The following is a 20,344-nucleotide window of genomic DNA, read 5'->3' as shown; positions in this document are numbered from 1 at the left end:
TCCGGATTCCGCTGTGCGATCTCTCCGAGCGGCGAATGTACGTGAAGGCCCGCTGCGACGAGACTGCCGGCGGCATCATCAACCAATCAACCAGCGCCGGGCAGTCTCGGTCACTGCACAGGGCCGCTCCCCTACGCCCCCTCCCGTAACGCCCACCGGGCGAGATCAGCAAGATCCGACGCCACGACCGACTCCCGCGGCCTCCTCCACGAATATCGGCCGGGTCGCTTGGCGTGAGCCGGACACCAGCCCACGGCGGCCTCGGCGCCGACCCGTCAGCTGCCGGTGCCCCCGGCTGAGCCCCGCAAAGCGGCGAGCACGGCGAACGGGGAGATCGGCAGGTCGGTCAGCCTCGCGCCAATCGCATCCGACACTGCGCAGGCGATCACCGCTGCCACCGGCACGATAGGCGGCTCGGCCGCACCCTTGGCCCCGTAAGGCCCGGTCGGCAGCGGGCTCTCCAGGATCTCCAGGTCGATCGGCGGCACGTCCAGCGCGGTGGGGATCCGGTAGGTCTCCAGGCCCTGGTCGAGCACCTGCCCGTCCGGCCCGATCCGCAGATCCTCGTACAACGCGTACCCCACGCCCTGTGCGACGGCGCCGTCGACCTGGCCCGCGATCATCGCCGGGTTGACGGCCCGGCCGACGTCCTGGGCGACGACGTAGCGCAGCACCGTGACCTCCCCCGTGTCCGGGTCGACCTCCACCTCAGCCGCGTGTGCGTGCGACGAGGTCGCGTTGATCGTGCTGAACAGGCTGCCGATCAGGCAACCGGAGTCGAACTCGGGGGGCTGGGCAACGAACCGGCCGGTGGCCGACAGCGGACCGCCGGACCACATCGCCGCCGCGCTGACCGCGGCGAGCGTGACCGACGCGCCGGGGCTGCCGGTGACCCGCACGATATCGCCTGCGATCTCCAGGTCCGCCTCCGCCGCCTCCATCATGCTCGCGGCGGCTCGCAGGATCTGCTCGCGCAGCTCGCCCGCGGCCTGCCCGGCGGCGTTGCCGACCCCGTAGGTCGTGCGGCTGCCCTGGGCGCCGTTGTCGAAGCCCGCGGCGTCGGTGTCCGGGGCGGACACCAGCACGTCGTCGACATGCACGCCGAGCCGCTCGGCGACGATCTGCCGCACCCCGGTGAGGACGGCGCCGGTGCCGATCTCCGTGGCCGCGGTGGTGACGAGGACGGTCCCGTCGTCGGACAGCGATACCGAAGCCTCGCCAGGGCCCGGGTTGGTGAGCCAGGTCAGCGGCACGACGGCCTTGCCCCGCAGCTTCCCCGGTGCCGCCGGCCGCTCCTGGTTCCACGGAGCGCGGCGCTCCACCGACTCCATGGCCTCGACGAGGATCGCGTCGTCGAGGACCTGGCCGTTGATCATCGCCTCGCCGGCCCGCAGCACATTGCGCAGCCGCAACTCACGCCGGTCGACGCCCAGCTCGCGGGCGATGTGGTCGAGGTGCGATTCCTGCGCGAATACGACGTACGGCCCGCCGACCCCGCGGAACGCCGCCGTCGGCGGGGTGTTCGTGTAGACGACGCGGGTGCGATACCGGGCGAGCGGGATGCGGTAGGTCGACCCGAGGGCGAGCGCCGGCAGCCCGGCGCAGATGACCGTCTCACCGCTGGAGTTGGCGCCGTTGTCGGTGAGGACGTCCGCCTCCTGGGCGAGGATGCGCCCCTCGGCGTCGACGGCGGTGCGCAGCCGCAGTACCGCGTTCTCCCGCGGCCCGGCTGTGGCCAGCTCCTCGGCGCGTGTGTTGACGAGCCGGACCGTACGCCCGGAGCGCCGGGCGAGCAGGCACGCGATCGGTTCCAGCATCGCGTCGAGCTTGCCGCCAAACCCGCCGCCGACGGTCGGCACGATCACGCGGATCGCCGAGGGCCGGATGCCCAGCAGCTCGGCGGTGCGACCGCGGATCGAGTACGGGAACTGGGTGGAGGTGTGCACGGTGTATCGCCCGCCGCTGTGGCGGGCCACACAGGCGTGCGGCTCGAGCGGCGTCTGATGCTGGCGGGGCACGCGGAACTCGTCGCTCACCACCTGGTGCGCCGCGGCGAAGGCCCAGCCCCACTCCTCGTCCGTGCCTTTCTCGAGGCGGGCGTCCCAGGCGACGTTGCCGCCTCGGAATCCCTCTGCCGGCGCCTCGTAGTCGGCCCAGCCGGGGTGGATCAGCCGGGCACCGGGCGCCGTGGCCGCATCGAGGTCGACGACCGGGTCGAGCGGCTCGAGCTCCAGCGCGATCGCGGCCAGCGCCGCCGCGGCCTGCTCGGGGGTTTCGGCGGCGACGGCGGCGATCGGCTCCCCGGCGTAGCGGACGGTGTCGATCGCGAACACGGTCTGGTCCTTGACGACCAGCATGCCGGACAGGGCGGGCGCGTCCGCACCGGTGACGACGGCGTGCACGCCCGGCAGGCCGACCGCGGCGGAGGTGTCGAGCCGGGTGATCCGCGCGGCGGAGAGCTCCGCGCGCAGCACCGCAGCATGCAACATGCCCGCCTCGGCGAGGTCGACCGTGTAGACGGCGGCGCCGCGGACCTTGGCATCGGCGTCCGGCCGGGGGATCGAGCGGCCGACAGGGCCGGTCGCGGGGACGGCGCGGGCGGCGGGCTCGGACAGCGCGGTCACGGCCGGTCCTCCCTCGGGTTCGGGGTGGGCAGGGCGGCTGCTGCGGTCAGGGCGGCGTCGACGATGGTGTGGTAGCCGGTGCAGCGGCACAGGTTGCCGGTGAGCGCCTCGCGGACCTGCCCGGCGTCCGGTTGGGACACGGTGTCGAGGAACGTGTGAAGGGTCATCACCATGCCCGGGGTGCAGGCCCCGCACTGCACGCCGTGGCAAGCGACCATCGCCTCCTGCACGGGGTGCAGCGGCCCGTCGGGCGCGCTGAGCCCCTCGACGGTGGTGATCGGCTCGTCCTCGGCGAGGGCGACCGGCAGCAGGCAGGACGCGACGGTCCGGTCGCCGAGCCGGACTGTACAAGAGCCGCAGCGACCTGATCCGCAGGCGATCTTGGCGCCCCGTAGGTGCAGGTGCTCGCGCAGCGCGTGGGCCAGCGAGGTCGCACCGGGCACGTCGACCTCGGTGACGCGGCCGTTGACGGTCAGCTGGTAGCTCACCGGACCTCCTCGGTGACGGAATCGGCGAAACAGTCCGCCGCGGCGCGGACGAACACTGCGGGCATCACCGCGAGCCGGTACCAGCCGGGTGCCAGCAGGTCATCACGCGGCGTGAGAACCGCTGCCGCGGCCTGCCCGGCGGCGCGGGCGGCGGCCTCGTCGAGGGTGGTCCCGGCGAGCGCGGCCTCGGCCTCGGGGCACCGCCGGGCGCGGGCCTCCACCGACCCGACGGCGACGCGGACCGCGGACGCGACGCCCGTCCCGTCGAGGTCCGCAGAGATCGCCACGGACACGAGCGCGTACTCGCCGCCGCCGCGCACGATCAGCCGGGCGTACCCGGATCGGCGGCCCGCGGGGGCGGAGGCGCTCGCCGAGACCAGCAGCGCGGCCGGGTCGGCGGTGTCGCCGTGCGCGGCCCGCAGGTAGTCCCCGACGCCGATCCGGTGCCGTCCGGCCGCGGTCGCGACCTCCACGGTTGCGTCGAGCGCGAGCAGCGCCGGCACCAGGTCGGCCTCGGCGAAGCCGCGGGCGGCGAGGTTCCCGCCGAGCGTCGCCATGTTGCGGACCTGCGGGAACGCCGATGTCCGCGCGGCGGTGCGCAGGGCGCGGAGGGCTGGCGGCAGCGGCGCGGCGGCCAGCTCGGTATGGGTCGTCATGGCGCCCCACGTCCCGGTGGTGACTCCGCGCAGCTCGGGGATCCGGTGCAGCGCCACGAACATCCCTGGCGGTGTGGCCGACCGCATGAGCCAGGTGCCCCCGGCCAGCGGGGCCCCGTCGGGGCCGAGCTCGGCCAGTCGGCCCACCGCCTCGTCGACCGACCTCGCCACCTCCACCCGGGGCCGGGCGAGGAGCGCCGGGGCCGTCACTCCACCACCGTCCCCGCCACCGCGTCGAACGCGCTGATGTAGCTGCGGAACTGGTCGAAGAAGCTCGCCGGGGTCTCGGCGATCGACTTCTGGTAGGTCGCCAGGTCGCTGACCTCGATGATCTCGACGTAGCTGTAGGAGGGGGTGGCGACGCCGTCCATCACCGGGCCCGCCAGCCGCACCACGCGGTAGCGCTCGACGCCGGGCAGCGCCTCCGCGGTCGGCTGGTCGATCTCGCGGACCCACTGCTCGTAGGCCTCGCGCACGTCCTCGGACTGCAGGGTGGTCAGGAAGAACACGATCTCGCTCATCGCTCTCCCTCGCTGCGCTCGGTCGGCGTTGCGCGAAGGCGCTGTGACACTGGTTCGCTCGCAAGCTCGCTCATGGGGCCTCCCGGATCGGGGTCAGATATGGGGCAGGACGTCGGCGGCGGTCAGTTCGAGGATCGAGTCGTTGGCCTCGGCCGGGAACGGGGCCAGGACGACGGACGTGGCGCCCGCGTTGAGGAACGCCCGGATCTTGCCGACGCACTCCTTCGGCGTCCCGGCGATGGTGAAGGTCTCGACCCACTCCTCGGGGAGGGCGGCGCTGATCCGGTCGAGGTCGCCCAGCGCGAGGATCTCGGCGAGCCGCTCGTTGATGTCGTACGCGCCGGTCATCGGGGTCGGGCCGACGGCCTGCAGGTAGAAGGCGAGGGCCTCACGGGCGGCGGCCCGGGCCACGTCGCCGTCGAGGTCCGCCCGGTAGATGACGAAGGTGGGGATGCGGTGGGCGGCGGCGTCCCGGCCGGCCTTGGCGGCACCGACGGCGATGTGCTGCCGGGCGAACCGCAGGTACTCCGGCGCGGCGATCACCGACATGACCGTGCCGTCGGCGATCTCCCCGGCCAGCTCGAGGGACTTCGGCCCGATCACTCCGGCGTACAGCTGCGCCCCCGCCGGGTTGGGGTGGACAAGCGAGACGTTGTCGAACACGAACGGGCCGTCGTCGATGGTCAGGGTCTCCCCGGCGAGCAGCGCCCGGGTCGTCTCGATCACGGCGCGCAGCGACCGCAGCGGGGACTTCGGGTACAGCCCCATCTGTTTCGTCCAGAACGGCACACCGTGCCCGATGCCGGCGACCAGCCGCCCGGGATAGGCCCGGGTGAGGGTGGAGACCTCCATCGCGGTGACCGCCGGGTGCCGCACCACTGCGGACAGGATGCCGATCCCGACGGGGATGTCCCGGGTGGCCTGAAGGGCCATCGCGGCGCTCGTCGGACCGCCGAGGAAGAAGTAGTCCTCGCTGAGCCACAGCTCGCCGTAGCCCGCCTTCTCGATGCCGATGCAGACCTCGACAAGCTTCTCGGGCGGGGTGGTGCCGTGCACCAGGACGCCTACGGGGGAACGGTCGGTCATGGTGAGTCCTCTCGTCGGGAGTCGGAACCTGCACCGAGGGCGACCCCTGCCAGGGGGTCCGGTTCGGATGCCGTCGGGCTGACTGGCGGGGGGCGGTCGCCCGCGCCGTGTCGGCGCGGCCACCGCAGCTCGCGGCCGCCGGTGAGCCCGCCCGGGCGGCGTAGCAGCATCACCACAAGGACGATTCCGAGCACGACGTCGGCGAGGCCGGGACGGGCAGGCACAGGCAGGCCGAGCAGGGACCCGCCCTCCGCGCGGCGCAACACCTCCGCGAGCGCCGACACCGCGACGCTGCCGACCACGGCGCCGGTGAGCGAGCCCGCGCCGCCGAGCACCAACATCGTGATGATCAGGAACGTGTAGTCGAGGTAGAAGACCCCGGGGTTGATCGAGCCGAGCTGCAGGGCGAACAGCGCCCCACCGACTCCGGTGAGGAAGGCGCTGAGCACGAACGCCACCCCGCGCTGCACGGGAACCGAGATTCCCGACGCGGCCGCGGCGACCTCGTCGGACTTGGAGGCACGCAGCCGGATCCCGAACGACGAGCGCTGGTATGTCCATGCGACCAGCAGCGCCACCAGCACCCAACCCAGCGCCACCGGCATCGTCGTGCCCATGGGTATCGACGAAAGGCCCTTCTGTCCGCGGGTCACCGACTGCCACTGAGCGGCGACGACCGAGAAGGCGATCAGCAGCGACACCGTCGCGAGACCGGCGGAGAGCCCGCCGATCCGCGACAGCGGCACCGCCACCACCGCGGCGACGACCGCCGCGGCCAACCCGCCCACCACAACCGCGACGAACGGGCCGGCGTGCAGGTCGCGGACCAGAGCGGGGGCGTCGGGCAGCAACTGTCCCTTGAGCCGCACCGGCATCGCGAGCAGCCCGGCAACGTAGCCGCCGACCAGCGCGAAGCTCATGTGGCCGAACGACCAGACGCCGGAGTTGCCGACGAACACGTACAGCCCGACGACCAGCACGACGTTGACCAGCCCGCCCACCGCGAGCCGCTCGACCGAGGCCGGCCCGGTGGTGGCGAGCAGCGCCACCACGACGATCCCCACGAACAGCGCCAGCGGGACGCCGAGTGCGCCGCCGGCCCGTCCCAGCAGCCCGTTCACACCCGCACCCCCTGGCCGGACCGGATCAGTCCCCCCGGCCGGACGACCAGCAGGCAGAACACCGCTGCGAACAGCAACGCGTCGCGGAACGGGGTGAGCGCCACCGGGAGCACCTCCTGCAGGACCTGGCTCGCCCCGCCGAGCACGAACCCGCCGACGACGGCGCCGCGCAAGCTGGACAGGCCTCCCACGACCGCCGCGATGAGCCCGAACAGCACGGCGTTGACACCGAATGTCGGGGTGACCGAGCCGTTGGCGCCCAGCAGCAGCACGGCCGCGGCGGCGGCGAGCACACCGCTGATCGCGAACGCCAGGCTGATGACCCGGTCGGCCGCCACGCCCAGCAGCCGAGCAGTGGAGAAGTCCTCGGCCGCTGCCCGCATCCGCAGTCCCGCCGGGGTGCGGGTGAGGAAGAGCCCGAGCCCGCCGATGAGCACCGCGACCACGATCACCGTCACGACGTTGATCTTGGGCAGGTAGACCTGGCCGAAGGTCCAGCTCTCCCGGAACACGGGATCGACGTCGGTCGAGCGAGGCAGCGCGCCGAACAGGCTCTCCGCGAGGCTGGCCAGCAGCATGCTCACCGCGAAGGAGGTGACCAGCATCGTCTCCGGCGCCGCGGCGCGGACCCCACGGAAGGCGACCAGTTCCAGCACCAAAGCGAGCGCAACGCACACGGCGACGGTGAGCACCAGCCGCACGATCAGCGGGAGCCCGGCCGTGAACACCAGTGTGTAGCCGCCCGCCATGATCAGGCTGGAGTGCGCAAAGTTGACCAGCCGCAGGATGCCGAACACCATGGCCATGCCGAGGGCATAGAGGGCATACAGCCCGCCCAGGTTCAGCGCGTTGACCAGCGACTGAAGCAACGTGCTCATGAGTCCTCCTCGCCGGCGCTCGTCGGCCGCGTTCGCGGCGCTGCTGTGCTGAATGGTGAACGCGCAAGCTCACTCACGAACCCACCTCCGCCCCGCCCAGGTACTCAGCGGCCATGGCCGCGCCACCGCCCAGCTCCTCGGCGGTGCCGCTGCGCACGATCCGACCGCTCCGCAGGATCGACGTCCGGTCGGCCAGCTCGACGGCGCGGGTCGCGTTCTGCTCGACCAGCACGATCGTCAGTCCCTCCCGGCGCAGCTGCGCCACGGTTTCGAACACCAGGTCGACCAGGCGCGGCGCCAGCCCCAACGACGGCTCGTCGAGCAGCAGCAGCCGCGGCCGGGACATCAGCGCGCGGGCGATGGCGAGTTGCTGCTGCTCGCCGCCGGAGAGAAGGCCCGCCTGCTGCGAGCAGCGGTCCCGAAGGATCGGGAATCGGTCGAGCTGGCGCTCGAGGTCTGCGGCGACCCCGGCGGCGTCGCGCCGGATCGTCGCGCCGAGCGCGAGGTTCTCCGCCACGGTCAGCGAGGTGAAGATCTTGCGGCCCTCCGGGACCAGCGCCACCCCGTGCCGGACGACACGCTCGGGCGCCAGCCCGGACACCATGTCGCCGGCCACCGTGACCGTGCCCGCCGCCGGGCGGACCAGCCCGCTGACGGCGGCGAGCGTGGAGGACTTCCCGGCCCCGTTCGGGCCGACGAGGGACACCAGCTCGCCCTGGTGGACGTCGAGGTCGACGCCGTGCAGGGCGGTCACCGACCCGTAGCGGACGGTGAGCCCGCGGACGGAGAGCAGGGGGTCAACCATGGTGCGTCACCGTCTCCCCGGCTGCCTCGCTGCCCAGGTAGGCCTCGATCACCGCCGGATCGGCCCGGACATCGGCCGGGGCGCCGGCGGCGAGTGAGCGGCCGTGGTCGATGACGTGCAGCCGGTCGCACAGCCGCATGATCAGCCGCATGTCGTGCTCGATCACCACCAGCCCGCACCCGGACTCGGCCGGGACCGCCCGAAGCCGGGTGAGCAGCTCGTCACTCTCCTCCTCATTGAGCCCCGCGGCGGGCTCGTCGAGGACGACGTAGCGCGGCTCGCCGACCAGCGCGCGGGCGATCCCGAGCCGGCGCTCCAGCCCGTAGGGCAACGCTGTGGCCTCGACGCCGGCCAGCTCCGTCAGGTCGAACCGTTCCAGCAGGTCGAGCGACGAGCGGTGCGCGGCCGCGCGGCCCAGACCCACCCCGAGAGCCGCGGCCTCGAGGTTCTGGGCCACCGTCATCCCGGCGAACAGCCGGACGTTCTGGAACGTGCGGCGCACGCCGAACCGGCTCAGCCGCTGCGGCGACCACCCCGTCACGTCCTGTCCGTCGACGGCCACGGTGCCGGCGTGCCGCTGGAAGCCGGTCAGGACGTTCGTCAGAGTCGTCTTGCCCGCTCCGTTCGGGCCGATCAGACCCAGGATCTCCCCAGGCCGCACGGACAGTTCGATGTCCTCCAGTGCGGTCAGCCCGGCGAACCGGACCGTGACCCCGGACGCCCGGAGTGCCCGATCACCCTTACCCACCGGCACACCCATCAGCAGGGGGCCTGGCCCATGAGGGACTGCACGGTGCGCTCGCCGATCACCTTCGGCGTCCCGTCCGTGTAGGTCTTGAGCAGCATCGAGCGACCCGACGGGACGTGGCAGTCAGGGGTGAAGGTGGTCGGGCCGATCAGCAGGTCCTCGTTCGTGAACTTGTCCAGCTCGGCCTGGACGGCAGTGGTGTCGGTCGAGCCTGCCCGGTCGACCGCGCGGGCGATCGCCTGGACCATCGAGTACCCCTCGAGCGGGTAGTTCGCGCTGGCGGCGGGCTGGCCGAACCGCTGCTGGAAGCGGGTGAAGAAGTCGTTCCGCGCCGCGACCGGGTCGTCGCCGGTCAAGCCGCCGGCAGCGGGGATGGTGAAGTCCGAGATCCCGGGCACTGCGCCGGTCCAGTAGGTGCCGTCGAAGGCCGCTGTGCCGAGCAGCGGCTGGGTCAGGCCCGCGGCGCGCAACTGGCGCAGCAGGGTGGCGCCGCCCGGCGGGTAGCTGGCCGCGAGGATGACATCCGGGTTGGCGCGCTGCGCGTCGGCGATCTGCGCGGCGGCCGACTCGTCACCGTTCTGGTAGGTCGCCTTGCCCGCGAGCGTCCCGCCGAGGTCCGCCCACCGCTTCTCGAAGAAGTCTCCGACGACCTGGGGGTACTCCAGGCTCTGGTCGGTGATCACGAAGGGCCGGGTGTAGCCCTTCTCCTTCGCGTACTCGGCGAGCAGCGCGCCCTCCGTGCGCGAGCCGGGGTAGAAGTTGTAGGTCAACGGGCCGATGCCGTCGACGCCGTAGAGCGGGCCGCCCGCGCAGCCCATCGCGATCTTGCCGGCATCGTTGGCGACGCGGGCGGCGGGGCCGCCGATGTCGAAGTCGCAGGACGTCACCACGAACTCCGCCCCCTGGTCGAGGACGTCCTGCGCCGCCGTCTGGATCTTTGACACGTCGGTCTCGTTGTTCGTGGTGACCAGCTTGAGCTGACGGCCTAGCACGCCGCCCTGGGCGTTGATGTCGTCGATTGCCATCTGCATGCCCTGCTGCACCGGGATGTCGAAGACGGACATGAAGCCGGTGGTCCCCGCCGTCTGCCCGATGAGGATGGGTTGGGTGGAACCGGACTCGCCGCCGCTGGAACCCGCCGCGGCGGAGCAGCCCGCGGCAAGCGCGGCCAGGATCATCAGGGGCGCGAGCACGCGCCACGCGCGGGTGTATCGCATCGGGTAGGGCTCCGTTCGGGGAGAAGAGGCGGGGCACCCCGTCGTGCATCTCGCAGAGGTGTGTAGCCCCGGGTCGTTCGGGGGGTTGTGCCCTGTGACGCGCGGGGTCCGGGTGGCACGCGCCCGCGCGTCACATCTGGCCGAGCGGCCCGGCGGCCTTCACCCGGATCCGCACTACGGGTTCGGTGAGGTAGGCCATCGGGACCTCCTCGACCTCGACGATCTCGACGGCGGCCGGGTCGGCGCCGGCGCTGATCGCCTCGTCCTTCGCGGCCGCGCATGCGAGATCCAGAACCTCCTGGCGGTCGCGGCCGGAGAGCTTGAACACCTTGTCGACCTGCCCCGACACCGAAGCGATGGCGGCCCCGATGGCGTTGGCGACGTCGTAGTGGTCCGGGCGGACCGTCTGCGCGACGCCCGGCAGCTCCGGCGGGAGGATCACGCTGCCGCCGCCGACGGCGACCAGCGGGACCGGCCCGCGCGCGGTCTTGATCTGGTCGGTGGCGATGAAGACCAGCTCGTCGGCGGCGCGAAGCGCCGCAGCCAGCAGGTCCTCGTGACCGGCAACCGCGGTGGGGTCGCCCATGGTCGCGCGGCCGGCCGCGACTGCGGCATCGGACAGAGTGGGGGTCGTGCCGCCGAAGACCAGGGCCTCGTCGCGGAGCCGATAGCCCACACTGTCCGGGCCGACCCGGATCCCGTCCGCTGTCCCGGCGACTCGCGTACCGCCGCCGACCGCGATGGACACCAGGTCGGGCATCCGGAAGTTGGTCCGCACGCCACCGATGTCGGTCGGGGTGCTCGACTCGCGCGGGAATCCGTTGATCAGCATGCCGACGTCGGTGGAGGTGCCGCCGACGTCGACCACCACGGCGTCGCTGACTCCGGCGAGGTAACAGGCGCCGCGCATGCTGTTCGCCGGGCCGCTGCCGATCGTGAGCACCGGGAAACGCAGCACGTAGTCCAGGCCCATAAGGGTGCCGTCGTTCTGGGTGAGGAAGGCGACGGCGTCGATCCCGTTCAGCGCCAGGGCCGCGGTGAACCCGTGCACCACCTTGTGCGCCACACCGACAAGCGCGGCGTTGAGGATGCAGGCGTTCTCCCGCTCCAGCAGGCCGAGCGCGCCGATGCCATGGGACAGGCTGACCGGGATGTCCGGGCCGAGCACCTCACGCACGACTTGCTCGGCCTCCCGCTCGTGGTCGCCCGAGACCGGCGAGAACACCCCCGAGATCGCGACCGCCTCCGCGCTGTCACCGACCTTCTCCAAGAAGCGGGCCACCTCGTCGCGGCCGAAGGGGACCAGCGGCACGCCGGTGACCTCGCTGCCGCCAGGCACCACCACCTCGCCCGCGGACACCGCGTGCCGGAGGTCGTCGGGCCAGTCGGAGAAGGGCGGGATCGACACGGTGGCAGGCGCCCCGATCCGGACGACGGCGACCTTGAGCAGGTCGCGGCGCTCCAGGATCGCGTTGGTGGCGTGCGTGGTACCGAGCATGACGTGGGTGATCCGCTCGACGGGCTGGTCGATCTGGCCGAGCACCGCCTCCAGCGCGCTGGTGATGCCGCTCGTGAGATCAGGCGTCGTCGGGGTCTTGTGCTTGGCCAGCAGGCGGTTCGCGGCGTCGAGGACGACAGCGTCGGTGTTGGTGCCACCGACGTCGATGCCGATCCTGAGATCAACCGACCCGGGCATGGCGGTCCTCCACAGGGACGTAGTCGAGGTCGTAGCCGAAGGCGCGCGGGCCGACGACGGACAGGCCGCGCTCGCTGCGCCACTGTTCGGGCGCGCGGAACACCCCGACGACCACGCGCTGGCCGTAGCGGATGTGCTCGGTGACGATGCCGTGCGCGGAGTGGCGGTCGAGCAGGGTGATGATGTCCGGGACGGTGGCCAGCGCCTCGCCGTCCTCCATCGCGACCAGGTTCTCATTCTGGAACTCGATACGCACCAGGCGCCCGGCGTCCTGCTCGATGCCCTCGATCACGGCCGACCCGCGGACGAAGCCGCCGGCGGTGCGCCGGTCGACGTCGACGACCTTGCCGGTGAGCAGCGGGTACAGGTCGACCTGGGCGTCGAGGGCGCGGAAGGGATCGTCGGCTGCCGTGCGGATGGTTCGACCGATCTCAACGGCGCGAGACACCGTGCCGCGCAGCAGCGGGGTGGCCGCGGTGCGGGCGTCCATCGGGTAGAGGCCGGCGCAGGCGCAGCCGCCGAGCGTCGAGACGGCGTTGCGGGCCAGCCGCTCCAGCCACACGTTGTCAAGCGGCTCGAAGGTGATCACCTGGGAACGCTCGTCGACCACGACGCAGGGCCAGGAGGGGATGTCGTAGAGGTGCGGGGTGCACATCTGCAGCTCGGGAAAGGCGCGGCCCATCAGGTCGCCGTCCACCAGCGGCAGGCCCGCGAGGGCGGCCCAGGCGATCGGCAGGACTCCGTTGATCCCGCCCATCTCCATCGGCATCAGTGCGGCGATCGGACGGTTCAGCAGGGTCTCGAACGCGGCGCGGATGACCTCGCCCTCGTTACCGTTGGGGATCTTCTCGACCATCACCGTCGGTGCGCCGATCATGCCCGCGGGCACGACCAGGTCGTCGGGGGCGAGCGAGTCGAGGTCGATCAGCGGCACCGGGCCGGTGCGGCGTACAGCGTTCAACGCCATGAGCAACCCGATCCGCGGATCGCCGCCACCGCCACCCGCCAGCACCGTGCAGCCGACGGACAGGTCCAGCAGGTCCTGCTCGTCGAGCTTCGGGGGGTCGTTCGTCATAACGGGAAAGTATGTCCAGCCGCACCCCCACTCCATGGGCGGAACGCCGAAGTTCGGCCGTGGACTGTGCAGTTGGACGAAGTGTGTCCAGACAGCGTCGAGCGTGTTTCTTGTGCTCTCACTCCCGGTGAACGGGTCATACTGTGCGAGTGGGCACGCTCGGGTCTGTCGTCGATCTACTGGCCCACCGGCACCCCGGCACGGTCGAGGTGCTGATAGGCCCGGCCGACCGGCGCGTCAGTGAGGTGCGCCTGGTCGAGCAGGTCGACCAGGTCGACGACGCACCGGCGGGCGCGCTGCTCGTGCTGGAACGGGGGCTCGCCGCCCTGACCGGGGACTACCGGTTCGACGTCATGGTGCGCCGCGCCGCTGCCCGCGAAGTAGCGGCCTTGGTCGTGGTGCTTCCCGAGGGCGCGAAGCTGTCGCTTACCGCGATGGCGCTGGCCCGGCGCGCCGAGATCGCCGTGATCCGGCTCGCCCCGGAGGTAGACGTCACCGCCGCGTTGGGCACCATGGTCCGCCAGGCCACAGACCGGCTCAGCGTAACGGTGGGCCGGGCGCGGGCGGTCTGCGAGGCGATCGACGGGCGGTCGTTCGACAGCGTCGAGGCGCTGCTCGACCGGGTCGGCCTGCTACTCGGGCGCACGGTCAGCATCGGGCCCCGACCCGACGGCGACGGACAGGCGCTCACCGTGCCCGCCGGACCCATCAACGGCACCGACCGTAGCGGGGGTTGGCTGTGGACCGAGCGCCCCGGCGATGCGGACGCCGACGCACTGCTGGAGATGGTGCTGTGGCGGGTCGCCGCGGAGACCACCCGGCTGACCGACGAGCGGGTGCGCGCCGAGCAGGTCTCCCGCCGCTCCGCCGGCGAGGTGCTGGTCCAGCTGGTCGAGGCGGACCGCGCGGCCCGCGCCGCCATCGCCCCATCGGCCCGGCGGCTGGGCATCCCGGTCGACGGCTGGCACGTGGTCACCCGGATCGAGCCGGACAACCTGCTCGAGGTCGTCGGCGACGACGTCGCGGCCTTCGAGACCCGCGACGAGCTCGCCTCGCTCGCCTTGAAGGCCGCCGCGAGCATGCCCGGCACCTGGCATGTCGGGCATGAACCGGCCGGGGTGCTGCTGTTGTGGACCGGTGATAGCCCTCCCCGCCAGGAGACCCATGCGCAGCTCCAGCGCCAGCTCGCCTTCGTGCTGAAGGCGCTGGTCGGGCGGGTGCGCGGGCTGCAGGTGTTCTGCGGGACAGGAACCGCGCGGCCGGGCATCGCCGGGCTGGCGAGCAGCGCGACCGAAGCCCGGCTCGCGGTGTCGTCGGCCCGATTCCGCCAGCGCTACAACGTCCCGGTGCACTTCGACGCCGTCGGCATGCGCGCGACCCTGCTCGAGTGGTACGGCTCGCCGACGGTGCAGCAGTCGATCGACCGGCTCTTCGCCCCCCTTGCCGACCTCACCCCGGCCAAACGCCAGGCGATGATCGACACCGTCTGCACCTACCTCGACCTGCAGGGCTCGGCGGCCCGCACCGCGGAGGTGCTGCACCTGCACCGTAACGCGGTGCGGTACCGGATACAGCGCGCCTTCGAGGTGCTCGGGATCGACGAGCACGACGCCGACCAACGTCTGTTCCTGCATCTCGCCTGCCGAGCCCAGAGACTGGGCGACATCGGCGCTTGATGGCGCAACGAGCAGGAGATCCGGGCGGCCTGCCGCGCGTTTGGAAGGTGACGTTGCTGATGTTCAACGTCTGGAATGTCAGCTTCCAAACGTCAGGGCACATCGCGGCAGCGTGGTCGCCCTGGCCGGGGCGCTCGGGTCAGAGCGGCGCCTGCGGGACGCAGAAGTCGAGGTCGCAGCCGCGGTCGGCGCCCATCACGTGCTCGTGGAAGAGCCGCCCGTAGCCGGTGGCCGGGCCCGGGTCGGGCGCCGGCAGCTCCGCCCGGCGCCGGGCCAGCTCGGCGTCGTCGACGAGCAGGTCGAGCCTCGCCTCGCTGACCGACAGCCGGATCCGGTCGCCCGTCCTGACCAGCGCGAGCGGACCACCGATCGCCGCCTCGGGCGTGATGTGCAGGACGATCGTGCCGTAGGCGGTACCGCTCATCCGGGCGTCGGAGATCCGGACCATGTCGCGCACCCCCTTCCGCGCGAGCTTGGCCGGGATCGGCAGGTAGCCCGCCTCCGGCATCCCGGCGCCGCGGGGACCGGCGTTCTGCAGCACCAGCACGTCCGACGGCTCGACGTCCAGGTCGGGGTCGTCGACGCGGGCGGCGAGGTCCGCGAGGGAGCGGAACACCACGGCGCGACCGGTGGTCTCGAACAGCGCGGGATCGGCGGCGGACCGCTTGATCAGCGCCCCGCCGGGGGCGAGCGAGCCGCGCAGCCATACCAGCCCGCCCTTCGCCCGGCTCGGCTCGGCGGCGGTCCGCACGACGGCGCGATCGACCCAGCCCGGCCCGCCGCCCAGCGTCTCGCCGAGGGTGGCGCCGGTGACGGTGGGCGCGGACAGGTCCAACAGGTCCCGCAGCTCGTGCAGCACGGCAGGCAACCCGCCGGACGCGTGCAGGTCCTCCATGTAGTGCGCACCCGTCGGCTTCAGCTCGACGAGCACCGGTGTGGTCTCGCTGAGGGCGTTCAGCTCGTCCGGGTCGACGCCGATCCCCAGGCGCCCAGCCATCGCCGTGAGGTGCACCAGCGCGTTGGTCGAGCCCCCGATCGCCAGCAGCACGCGCAGCGCGTTGCGCACTGACGCCGCCGTCACGACCTGGTCGGGCGTGCGCCCCGCCGCCGCGATCTCCACCGCGGCCGCGCCGGTCGCCTCCGCGATGCGCAGCCGGTCGGCGTGCACCGCGGGCGCGGTCGCGCTTCCCGGCAGCGCCATCCCGAGCGCCTCCACCACGCAGGCCATCGTGCTGGCGGTCCCCATCACCGCGCAGGTGCCGGCGGTCGTGGCGAGGTTGCGCTCCACCTCGGCGATCTCCGCGGCGCCGACCGCGCCGCCCCGGAAGTCCGCCCAGAACCGGCGGCAGTCCGTGCAGGCACCCAGTCGCTCGCCGTGGTACCGGCCCGTCGACATCGGCCCGGCGACGAGCTGGACCGCCGGACGCCCGGCCGAGAACGCGCCCATCAGCTGCGCCGGCACGGTCTTGTCGCAGCCGCCGACCAGGACCACCGCGTCCATCGGCTGCGCCCGCACCATCTCCTCGACGTCCATCGCCATCAGGTTGCGGAACATCATCGCGGTGGGGTTAAGGAAGCCCTCGCCGAGCGAGACGGTCGGGAACCGCATGGGCAGCCCACCGGCAGCGGTGACGCCACGCACCACCGACGCGACCAGCTCCGGCTGCGCCCGGTGGCACGGGTTGAAGTCGCTCTCCGACGTCGCGATCCCGATCACCGGCCGCTCCAGCGACTCCGGCGCACGCCCCGTGGAGTGCAGGAACGTCCTGCGCAGGTAACGCGAGAACTCCCGGTCACCGTAGTTCGTCAGCCCGCGGTACAACCCGGTCTCGTCGGACAATGCGTCTCCTCCGGTCGGCCGACGGGCGGCGCGGGGCCGCCGTCGCGCAGGATCAAGTACCCGCTCCGGTGTACTCCTGGGCCTGCCCCGTCGGCGCCCACCGTCAGCCGACGTGACGCAGGTGCGGCCAGATCTGCGCCCAGGGGGCCTGGCGCTCCCGGCAGACGCGCACCGGCGTGCCCTGCTCCTCGTTGCCGAGACCGACCCCGTTGTCGATGCGTGCCGCCTCGGCGCAGGAGCCGAACCACTGCTCGATCGGCTGCCCGTCGAAGCCGATGACGATCGTGGTCGTGGCGCTCTCCGGCGGTGGGCCCCAGTCGGCGTAGCTGTTGTGCCCGCTGTACGCGCGCGGCAGGCCCAGTTCCCCGCCGTAGTGGTCGACGGCGCCTGCCTGACCGTAGTTGGCGGTGAGCACAACCGCGCCGGCGCGTTCGGCGGCGGGGAGCGCGGTGTGCACCGCGGCGACGGTCCGCACGAACGCGGGCCAGCCGACGGTCTCGCCCGCGTCGTAGTTGATGTCGGTGATCGGCGTCGCGGCCAGGTGCTGGACCGGCACGAGAGGCAACATGAGCACGGCGTTCACGGCCGCGCCGAGCACGATCGCCGACGCGAGCAGCGCCGATCGCAGGACGGACGCGCGGGCGCGGACCCAGCGCAGCACCGGCTCGGCGCCTGCAGCCAGCAGCACCGGATAGAGCCCGGCCAGGTAGTACGGCTTGCCGCCGGTCGCCATGAACACCACCGCCAGCAGTGGGTACGCCACGGCGAACCCCCGGTACGGGCGCAGCCGCGGGTCCCGGGCCAGCCGCCACAGCCCGACGGCCCACGCCGGAACCAGCAGCGGGCTGACGAGCACGAGCTGGAAGGGCAGGAACACGTACCAGGGCTCGCTCGTGCCTGAGCTCCCCGAGGCGATCGCGGCCGAGAGCGCGAGCATCGGCCAGCCGTTCGCGGCCTGCCACACCAGGTTCGGCGCCCAGAGGATCAGCGCGGTCGCCGCCGCCGCCCACGGCCACGGGCTGCGCAGCACCCGCCGCGGTCCGGCGACGAGGATTCCCGCCGCCAGCCCGAACAGCAGGAAGGCCACCAGCAGCTTGTTCTGCAACCCGATCCCGGCGACGAGACCCACCCACAACCACGCCCGTCCCCCGTCTCGCAGGGCGCGGACCGTCAGCCACGACAGCGCCGCCCACGCGAGCAGGTCGAACGTCGTAGTGGAGAGCATGTGCCCCGCAATGAGCAGGATCGACGACACCCCGGTGCACGCGGCCGCCAGCACCTGCGGCCCGCGGCCACCACCGAACTCGCGGGCGATCAGACCGGCAAACATCACGACCAGCCCGGCCGCGACCGCCGACGCCAGCCGCAACCCGACGAGCGAGTCGCCGAACAGCTCGCTCGCCGCGCGTGCGAGCAGCGGCGTCAAAGGCGGCTGGTCGAGGTAACCGAACGCCGGGTGCTGCCCGGCCTGCAGGAAGTACAGCTCGTCACGGTGGTAGCCGTATCCCCCGCTGGTCGCCACGAGTACCGCGGTGACGGCCGCACCGGCGACGGCCAGCGGAACCCGGGCGACCGGGGGGCGGTCCGCCGTCAGCCCGGATCCGGTGTCGGGTCTGGGCGCGACACTCGGTTCGGTCATCTGATCACCTTTGCGCAGCGATCGGCCGCCGTCCACGTCTACGCTGTTGATCTTTCCACCGTGGACGGGTCCGCCGGCAGCTGCAAGGGTGTAATCGTGAAGTCCCTCTACGACCACGCCGGCGGCCACGAGGCCATCCACCGGTTCGTCGACGTCTTCTACGCCAGCGTGCTCGCCGACCCCGTGCTCCAGCCGCTGTTCGGCGCGGGCCGCCCGGAGCACGTCGCCCACCTCACCGCCTTCGACGCCGAGACGTTCGGCGGGCCGACGGAGTTCACCGAGACCACGGGGTTCGCCGGGCTGATCGCAGCCCACCGCGGCCTCAAGATCACCGAGCCCCAGCGACAGCGCTTCGTGGAGCTGTACCTGCTCGCCGCCGACACCGTCGGGCTCCCGGACGACGCCCCGTTCCGCGAAGCGCTGCGGTCGCACGTGGAGTTCGGCTCACGAGTGGCGATGCAGAACTCGCACGCGGAGACCGACGACCAACTGCACCCGCTGCGCGAGGTACCGATCTGGCGCTGGCCCGGGGAGGAGTAGCTACTGAGGTGTCCTGGCACCGGCCCACCGACGCAGTTGGGCCCGGTCGGCACATCCGGTATCAGGTAGGGTCTGCCGGCTCCACTTCCCACCCCGAAGCCGAGAGCCCCTGGATGGCCGCCTCGACGTCGGCGGACATCGGTGCCGGCTACCGAGTTAGCGACGCGGGCCACGACCTTCGCACCGGACCCCAGGACCAGAAGCGCGCTGAAGACCTTCAGCGCCCTCCTACTTCTCCCGGGCGAACGGGCTCGGCCGGATCCACGTCGTGAACGCCCGGGTGAGCGCGGGTGCCCCGTCGAGGACCAGCCGGCCGGTGCGGACAGCCTCGGCGTAGCTCGTGCGCGACAGGTGGATGTCGACCAGGCAGGCGGCATCGGCGTGGGCGACGATGTCCTCGACGTGACCGACTCCCCTGGTGCACAGCTCCGGCTGCGGCTTCCGCAGTATCAGCCAGTACTGGTCCGCCGGTCTGTCGCGCATGTCGAACCGCACCACCACAGTCCGGTCTGGAAGGCGCGACACGTCCACGAGCTTCGTGGTCGCCCACAGCACGTACGCCGGATCCAGATGGTGGGGCTCGATCTCCAGCCACCGGGCGCCCCACTGCCCCATCGCCTCGCACACGCTCTCGAGGTCGCGGCCCCTCTCCGTCAGCTCGTACGACCGCCCGCGGCGCGCCGGGATGTACCGGCTCTCGACGATCCCGTGCCGCTCCAGTGTGTCCAGCCGCTTGGCGAGCAGCGCCGGGGAGATGCCCGGTGCGCCCTGCCGGATCTCGGTGAACGTGCGGCAGCCGTGGAGCAGGTTCCGCACGATGATCGGCGTCCAGCGCTCCGCGATCAGCTCGGACGTCCGGGCGATCGGGCAGAACTGGCCGTAGGTGCGCACCGGTCGAGCGTGGGCGTGAACCCAGCCGGAGGCAACTTCAGTTTCTGAATTGCTCCGCCCGCGCAGGACGAGGAGTGTCGTCGGCGACCGGGCGGACCGGCCCGGGCAAGCCCACCACGGAAGGTGGATGAGCACGATGCTTCTTCCCGGACGAGCTCACACGGTCGCCCCCGGCGCCGGGCGCGTCGTCGACCTCGGCATCACCCGGATGCGTGTCCTCGCCGCCGGTGACGAGACGACGGGCCGGGCGTTCACCCTCGCAGAATTTGCGGGTGCCGAGGGCCCGTGGACGGTTCCGCACCTGCACGAGCGCATGGACGAGTCGTTCTTCGTCCTGGACGGCGGCTTCACCTTCACCGTCGGCGACGAGGAGATCCCCGCCGGTCCCGGCTCCTACGTGCTGGTGCCGCGCGGCACACGGCACCTGCTGGCCGCGGGAGCGGCGGGCGGCCGGTGTCTCGTGCTCATGGTGCCCGGCGGGCAGGAGGACATGTTCTTCGAGCTCGGCGAGCTCGGAGCCGACAGCCTGCGCGATCCCGCGGTGCGCGCGGCCATCGCCGCCCGGTACGACTCGGTGCCGGTCTAGCTCTTCGCTAGTCTCCGCGACGGAGTTCACGGTCAGACCAAGCGGCGGTCGATCGCCACGGTCACGAAGAGGAGCAGGACGTCCGCTCGACGCTCGGGCGGGTCGGGAGCGGCGACGCCGACGCGGAGCTCGACTACGTCACCGACATCCGGGACGCGGGCGACGTGGAAGTACCCGCGGCTCGCGCCCACAAGTCGCGCCGGTTGGGACACCCGGCGCACGCGGTCGTCCGGCGCTGCCGGCGTTCGCGGTGCCCG

The 20,344-nt window shown here is 72.4% G+C and carries 19 protein-coding genes; 3 read left to right on the top strand and 16 right to left on the bottom strand.

The window, feature by feature from the left end; translation table 11 throughout:
* Nucleotides 1–275: 275 nt before the first annotated feature.
* The 12 genes from ABD143_RS19645 to ABD143_RS19590 form a co-directional block, all read right to left on the bottom strand.
* Nucleotides 276–2,624 (bottom strand): xanthine dehydrogenase family protein molybdopterin-binding subunit, encoded by a 2,349-nt coding sequence (locus ABD143_RS19645; protein ID WP_343980165.1) that lies wholly within the window; start codon nt 2,622–2,624, stop codon nt 276–278.
* A complete protein-coding gene (locus ABD143_RS19640; protein ID WP_343980162.1) occupies nt 2,621–3,112 on the bottom strand; it encodes a (2Fe-2S)-binding protein in 492 nt (163 codons plus the stop codon). Before ABD143_RS19640 ends, ABD143_RS19645 begins: the two co-directional genes overlap by 4 nt.
* Nucleotides 3,109–3,978: an FAD binding domain-containing protein gene (locus ABD143_RS19635; RefSeq protein ID WP_343980159.1), complete on the bottom strand. Its 870-nt coding sequence runs from the start codon at nt 3,976–3,978 to the stop codon at nt 3,109–3,111. Before ABD143_RS19635 ends, ABD143_RS19640 begins: the two co-directional genes overlap by 4 nt.
* The gene (locus ABD143_RS19630) at nt 3,975–4,289 is read right to left on the bottom strand and encodes a hypothetical protein (protein ID WP_343980157.1); all 315 of its coding nucleotides are present in this window, start codon (nt 4,287–4,289) and stop codon (nt 3,975–3,977) included. Before ABD143_RS19630 ends, ABD143_RS19635 begins: the two co-directional genes overlap by 4 nt.
* A 93-nt stretch (nt 4,290–4,382) precedes the next feature.
* Nucleotides 4,383–5,375 (bottom strand): LLM class flavin-dependent oxidoreductase, encoded by a 993-nt coding sequence (locus tag ABD143_RS19625; protein ID WP_343980155.1) that lies wholly within the window; start codon nt 5,373–5,375, stop codon nt 4,383–4,385.
* Nucleotides 5,372–6,496 (bottom strand): branched-chain amino acid ABC transporter permease, encoded by a 1,125-nt coding sequence (locus ABD143_RS19620; protein WP_343980152.1) that lies wholly within the window; start codon nt 6,494–6,496, stop codon nt 5,372–5,374. Before ABD143_RS19620 ends, ABD143_RS19625 begins: the two co-directional genes overlap by 4 nt.
* Complete coding sequence (locus tag ABD143_RS19615) at nt 6,493–7,374, bottom strand: branched-chain amino acid ABC transporter permease (RefSeq protein ID WP_343980150.1); 882 nt, start codon at nt 7,372–7,374, stop codon at nt 6,493–6,495. The genes ABD143_RS19620 and ABD143_RS19615 overlap by 4 nt, the downstream gene beginning before the upstream one ends.
* 73 nt (nt 7,375–7,447) lie before the next feature.
* On the bottom strand, nt 7,448–8,179 hold the full coding sequence (locus tag ABD143_RS19610; protein ID WP_343980148.1) for an ABC transporter ATP-binding protein: 732 nt from the start codon (nt 8,177–8,179) through the stop codon (nt 7,448–7,450).
* The gene (locus ABD143_RS19605; RefSeq protein WP_343980146.1) at nt 8,172–8,927 is read right to left on the bottom strand and encodes an ABC transporter ATP-binding protein; all 756 of its coding nucleotides are present in this window, start codon (nt 8,925–8,927) and stop codon (nt 8,172–8,174) included. Before ABD143_RS19605 ends, ABD143_RS19610 begins: the two co-directional genes overlap by 8 nt.
* Before the next feature lie 11 nt (nt 8,928–8,938).
* Nucleotides 8,939–10,144 carry an ABC transporter substrate-binding protein gene (locus ABD143_RS19600; protein WP_343980143.1) on the bottom strand — a complete coding sequence of 402 codons (1,206 nt, stop codon included), beginning with the start codon at nt 10,142–10,144 and terminating at the stop codon, nt 8,939–8,941.
* Nucleotides 10,145–10,274: 130 nt separating this feature from the next.
* Nucleotides 10,275–11,840, bottom strand: a complete 1,566-nt coding sequence (locus tag ABD143_RS19595; protein ID WP_343980140.1) for a hydantoinase/oxoprolinase N-terminal domain-containing protein — start codon at nt 11,838–11,840, stop codon at nt 10,275–10,277.
* Nucleotides 11,824–12,915 (bottom strand): S-methyl thiohydantoin desulfurase family protein, encoded by a 1,092-nt coding sequence (locus tag ABD143_RS19590; protein ID WP_343980137.1) that lies wholly within the window; start codon nt 12,913–12,915, stop codon nt 11,824–11,826. Before ABD143_RS19590 ends, ABD143_RS19595 begins: the two co-directional genes overlap by 17 nt.
* A 149-nt stretch (nt 12,916–13,064) precedes the next feature.
* Between ABD143_RS19590 and ABD143_RS19585 the strand changes: the two genes are divergently transcribed.
* The gene (locus ABD143_RS19585; RefSeq protein ID WP_343980134.1) at nt 13,065–14,591 is read left to right on the top strand and encodes a PucR family transcriptional regulator; all 1,527 of its coding nucleotides are present in this window, start codon (nt 13,065–13,067) and stop codon (nt 14,589–14,591) included.
* Nucleotides 14,592–14,730: 139 nt separating this feature from the next.
* Here ABD143_RS19585 and ABD143_RS19580 read toward each other — a convergent pair whose 3' ends face one another.
* Nucleotides 14,731–16,431 carry a dihydroxy-acid dehydratase gene (locus tag ABD143_RS19580; protein WP_343980131.1) on the bottom strand — a complete coding sequence of 567 codons (1,701 nt, stop codon included), beginning with the start codon at nt 16,429–16,431 and terminating at the stop codon, nt 14,731–14,733.
* Between the two features lie 103 nt (nt 16,432–16,534).
* The gene (locus ABD143_RS19575; RefSeq protein ID WP_343980128.1) at nt 16,535–18,070 is read right to left on the bottom strand and encodes a glycosyltransferase family 39 protein; all 1,536 of its coding nucleotides are present in this window, start codon (nt 18,068–18,070) and stop codon (nt 16,535–16,537) included.
* A gap of 96 nt (nt 18,071–18,166) precedes the next feature.
* On the opposite strand from ABD143_RS19575, the gene ABD143_RS19570 reads away from it, so the two are divergent.
* Complete coding sequence (locus tag ABD143_RS19570) at nt 18,167–18,610, top strand: group II truncated hemoglobin (RefSeq protein WP_343980125.1); 444 nt, start codon at nt 18,167–18,169, stop codon at nt 18,608–18,610.
* Between the two features lie 228 nt (nt 18,611–18,838).
* Here the strand turns inward: ABD143_RS19570 and ABD143_RS19565 are convergent, their stop codons facing one another.
* Nucleotides 18,839–19,501, bottom strand: coding sequence for a winged helix-turn-helix transcriptional regulator (locus ABD143_RS19565; protein WP_343980122.1), 663 nt, complete (start codon nt 19,499–19,501; stop codon nt 18,839–18,841).
* Nucleotides 19,502–19,628: 127 nt separating this feature from the next.
* Here ABD143_RS19565 and ABD143_RS19560 point away from each other — a divergent pair, with 127 nt between their 5' ends.
* On the top strand, nt 19,629–20,087 hold the full coding sequence (locus ABD143_RS19560) for a cupin domain-containing protein (RefSeq protein WP_343980119.1): 459 nt from the start codon (nt 19,629–19,631) through the stop codon (nt 20,085–20,087).
* A 32-nt stretch (nt 20,088–20,119) separates the two neighbouring features.
* On the opposite strand, the gene ABD143_RS19555 is transcribed toward ABD143_RS19560, so the two are convergent.
* Complete coding sequence (locus tag ABD143_RS19555) at nt 20,120–20,299, bottom strand: hypothetical protein (RefSeq protein ID WP_343980117.1); 180 nt, start codon at nt 20,297–20,299, stop codon at nt 20,120–20,122.
* Nucleotides 20,300–20,344: the final 45 nt, after the last annotated feature.

The organism is Pseudonocardia aurantiaca (assembly GCF_039526725.1).
Lineage (GTDB): Bacteria > Actinomycetota > Actinomycetes > Mycobacteriales > Pseudonocardiaceae > Pseudonocardia > Pseudonocardia aurantiaca.
Note: the sequence above shows the minus strand (reverse complement) of the source record. Positions and strands in the feature narration are given on the sequence as shown.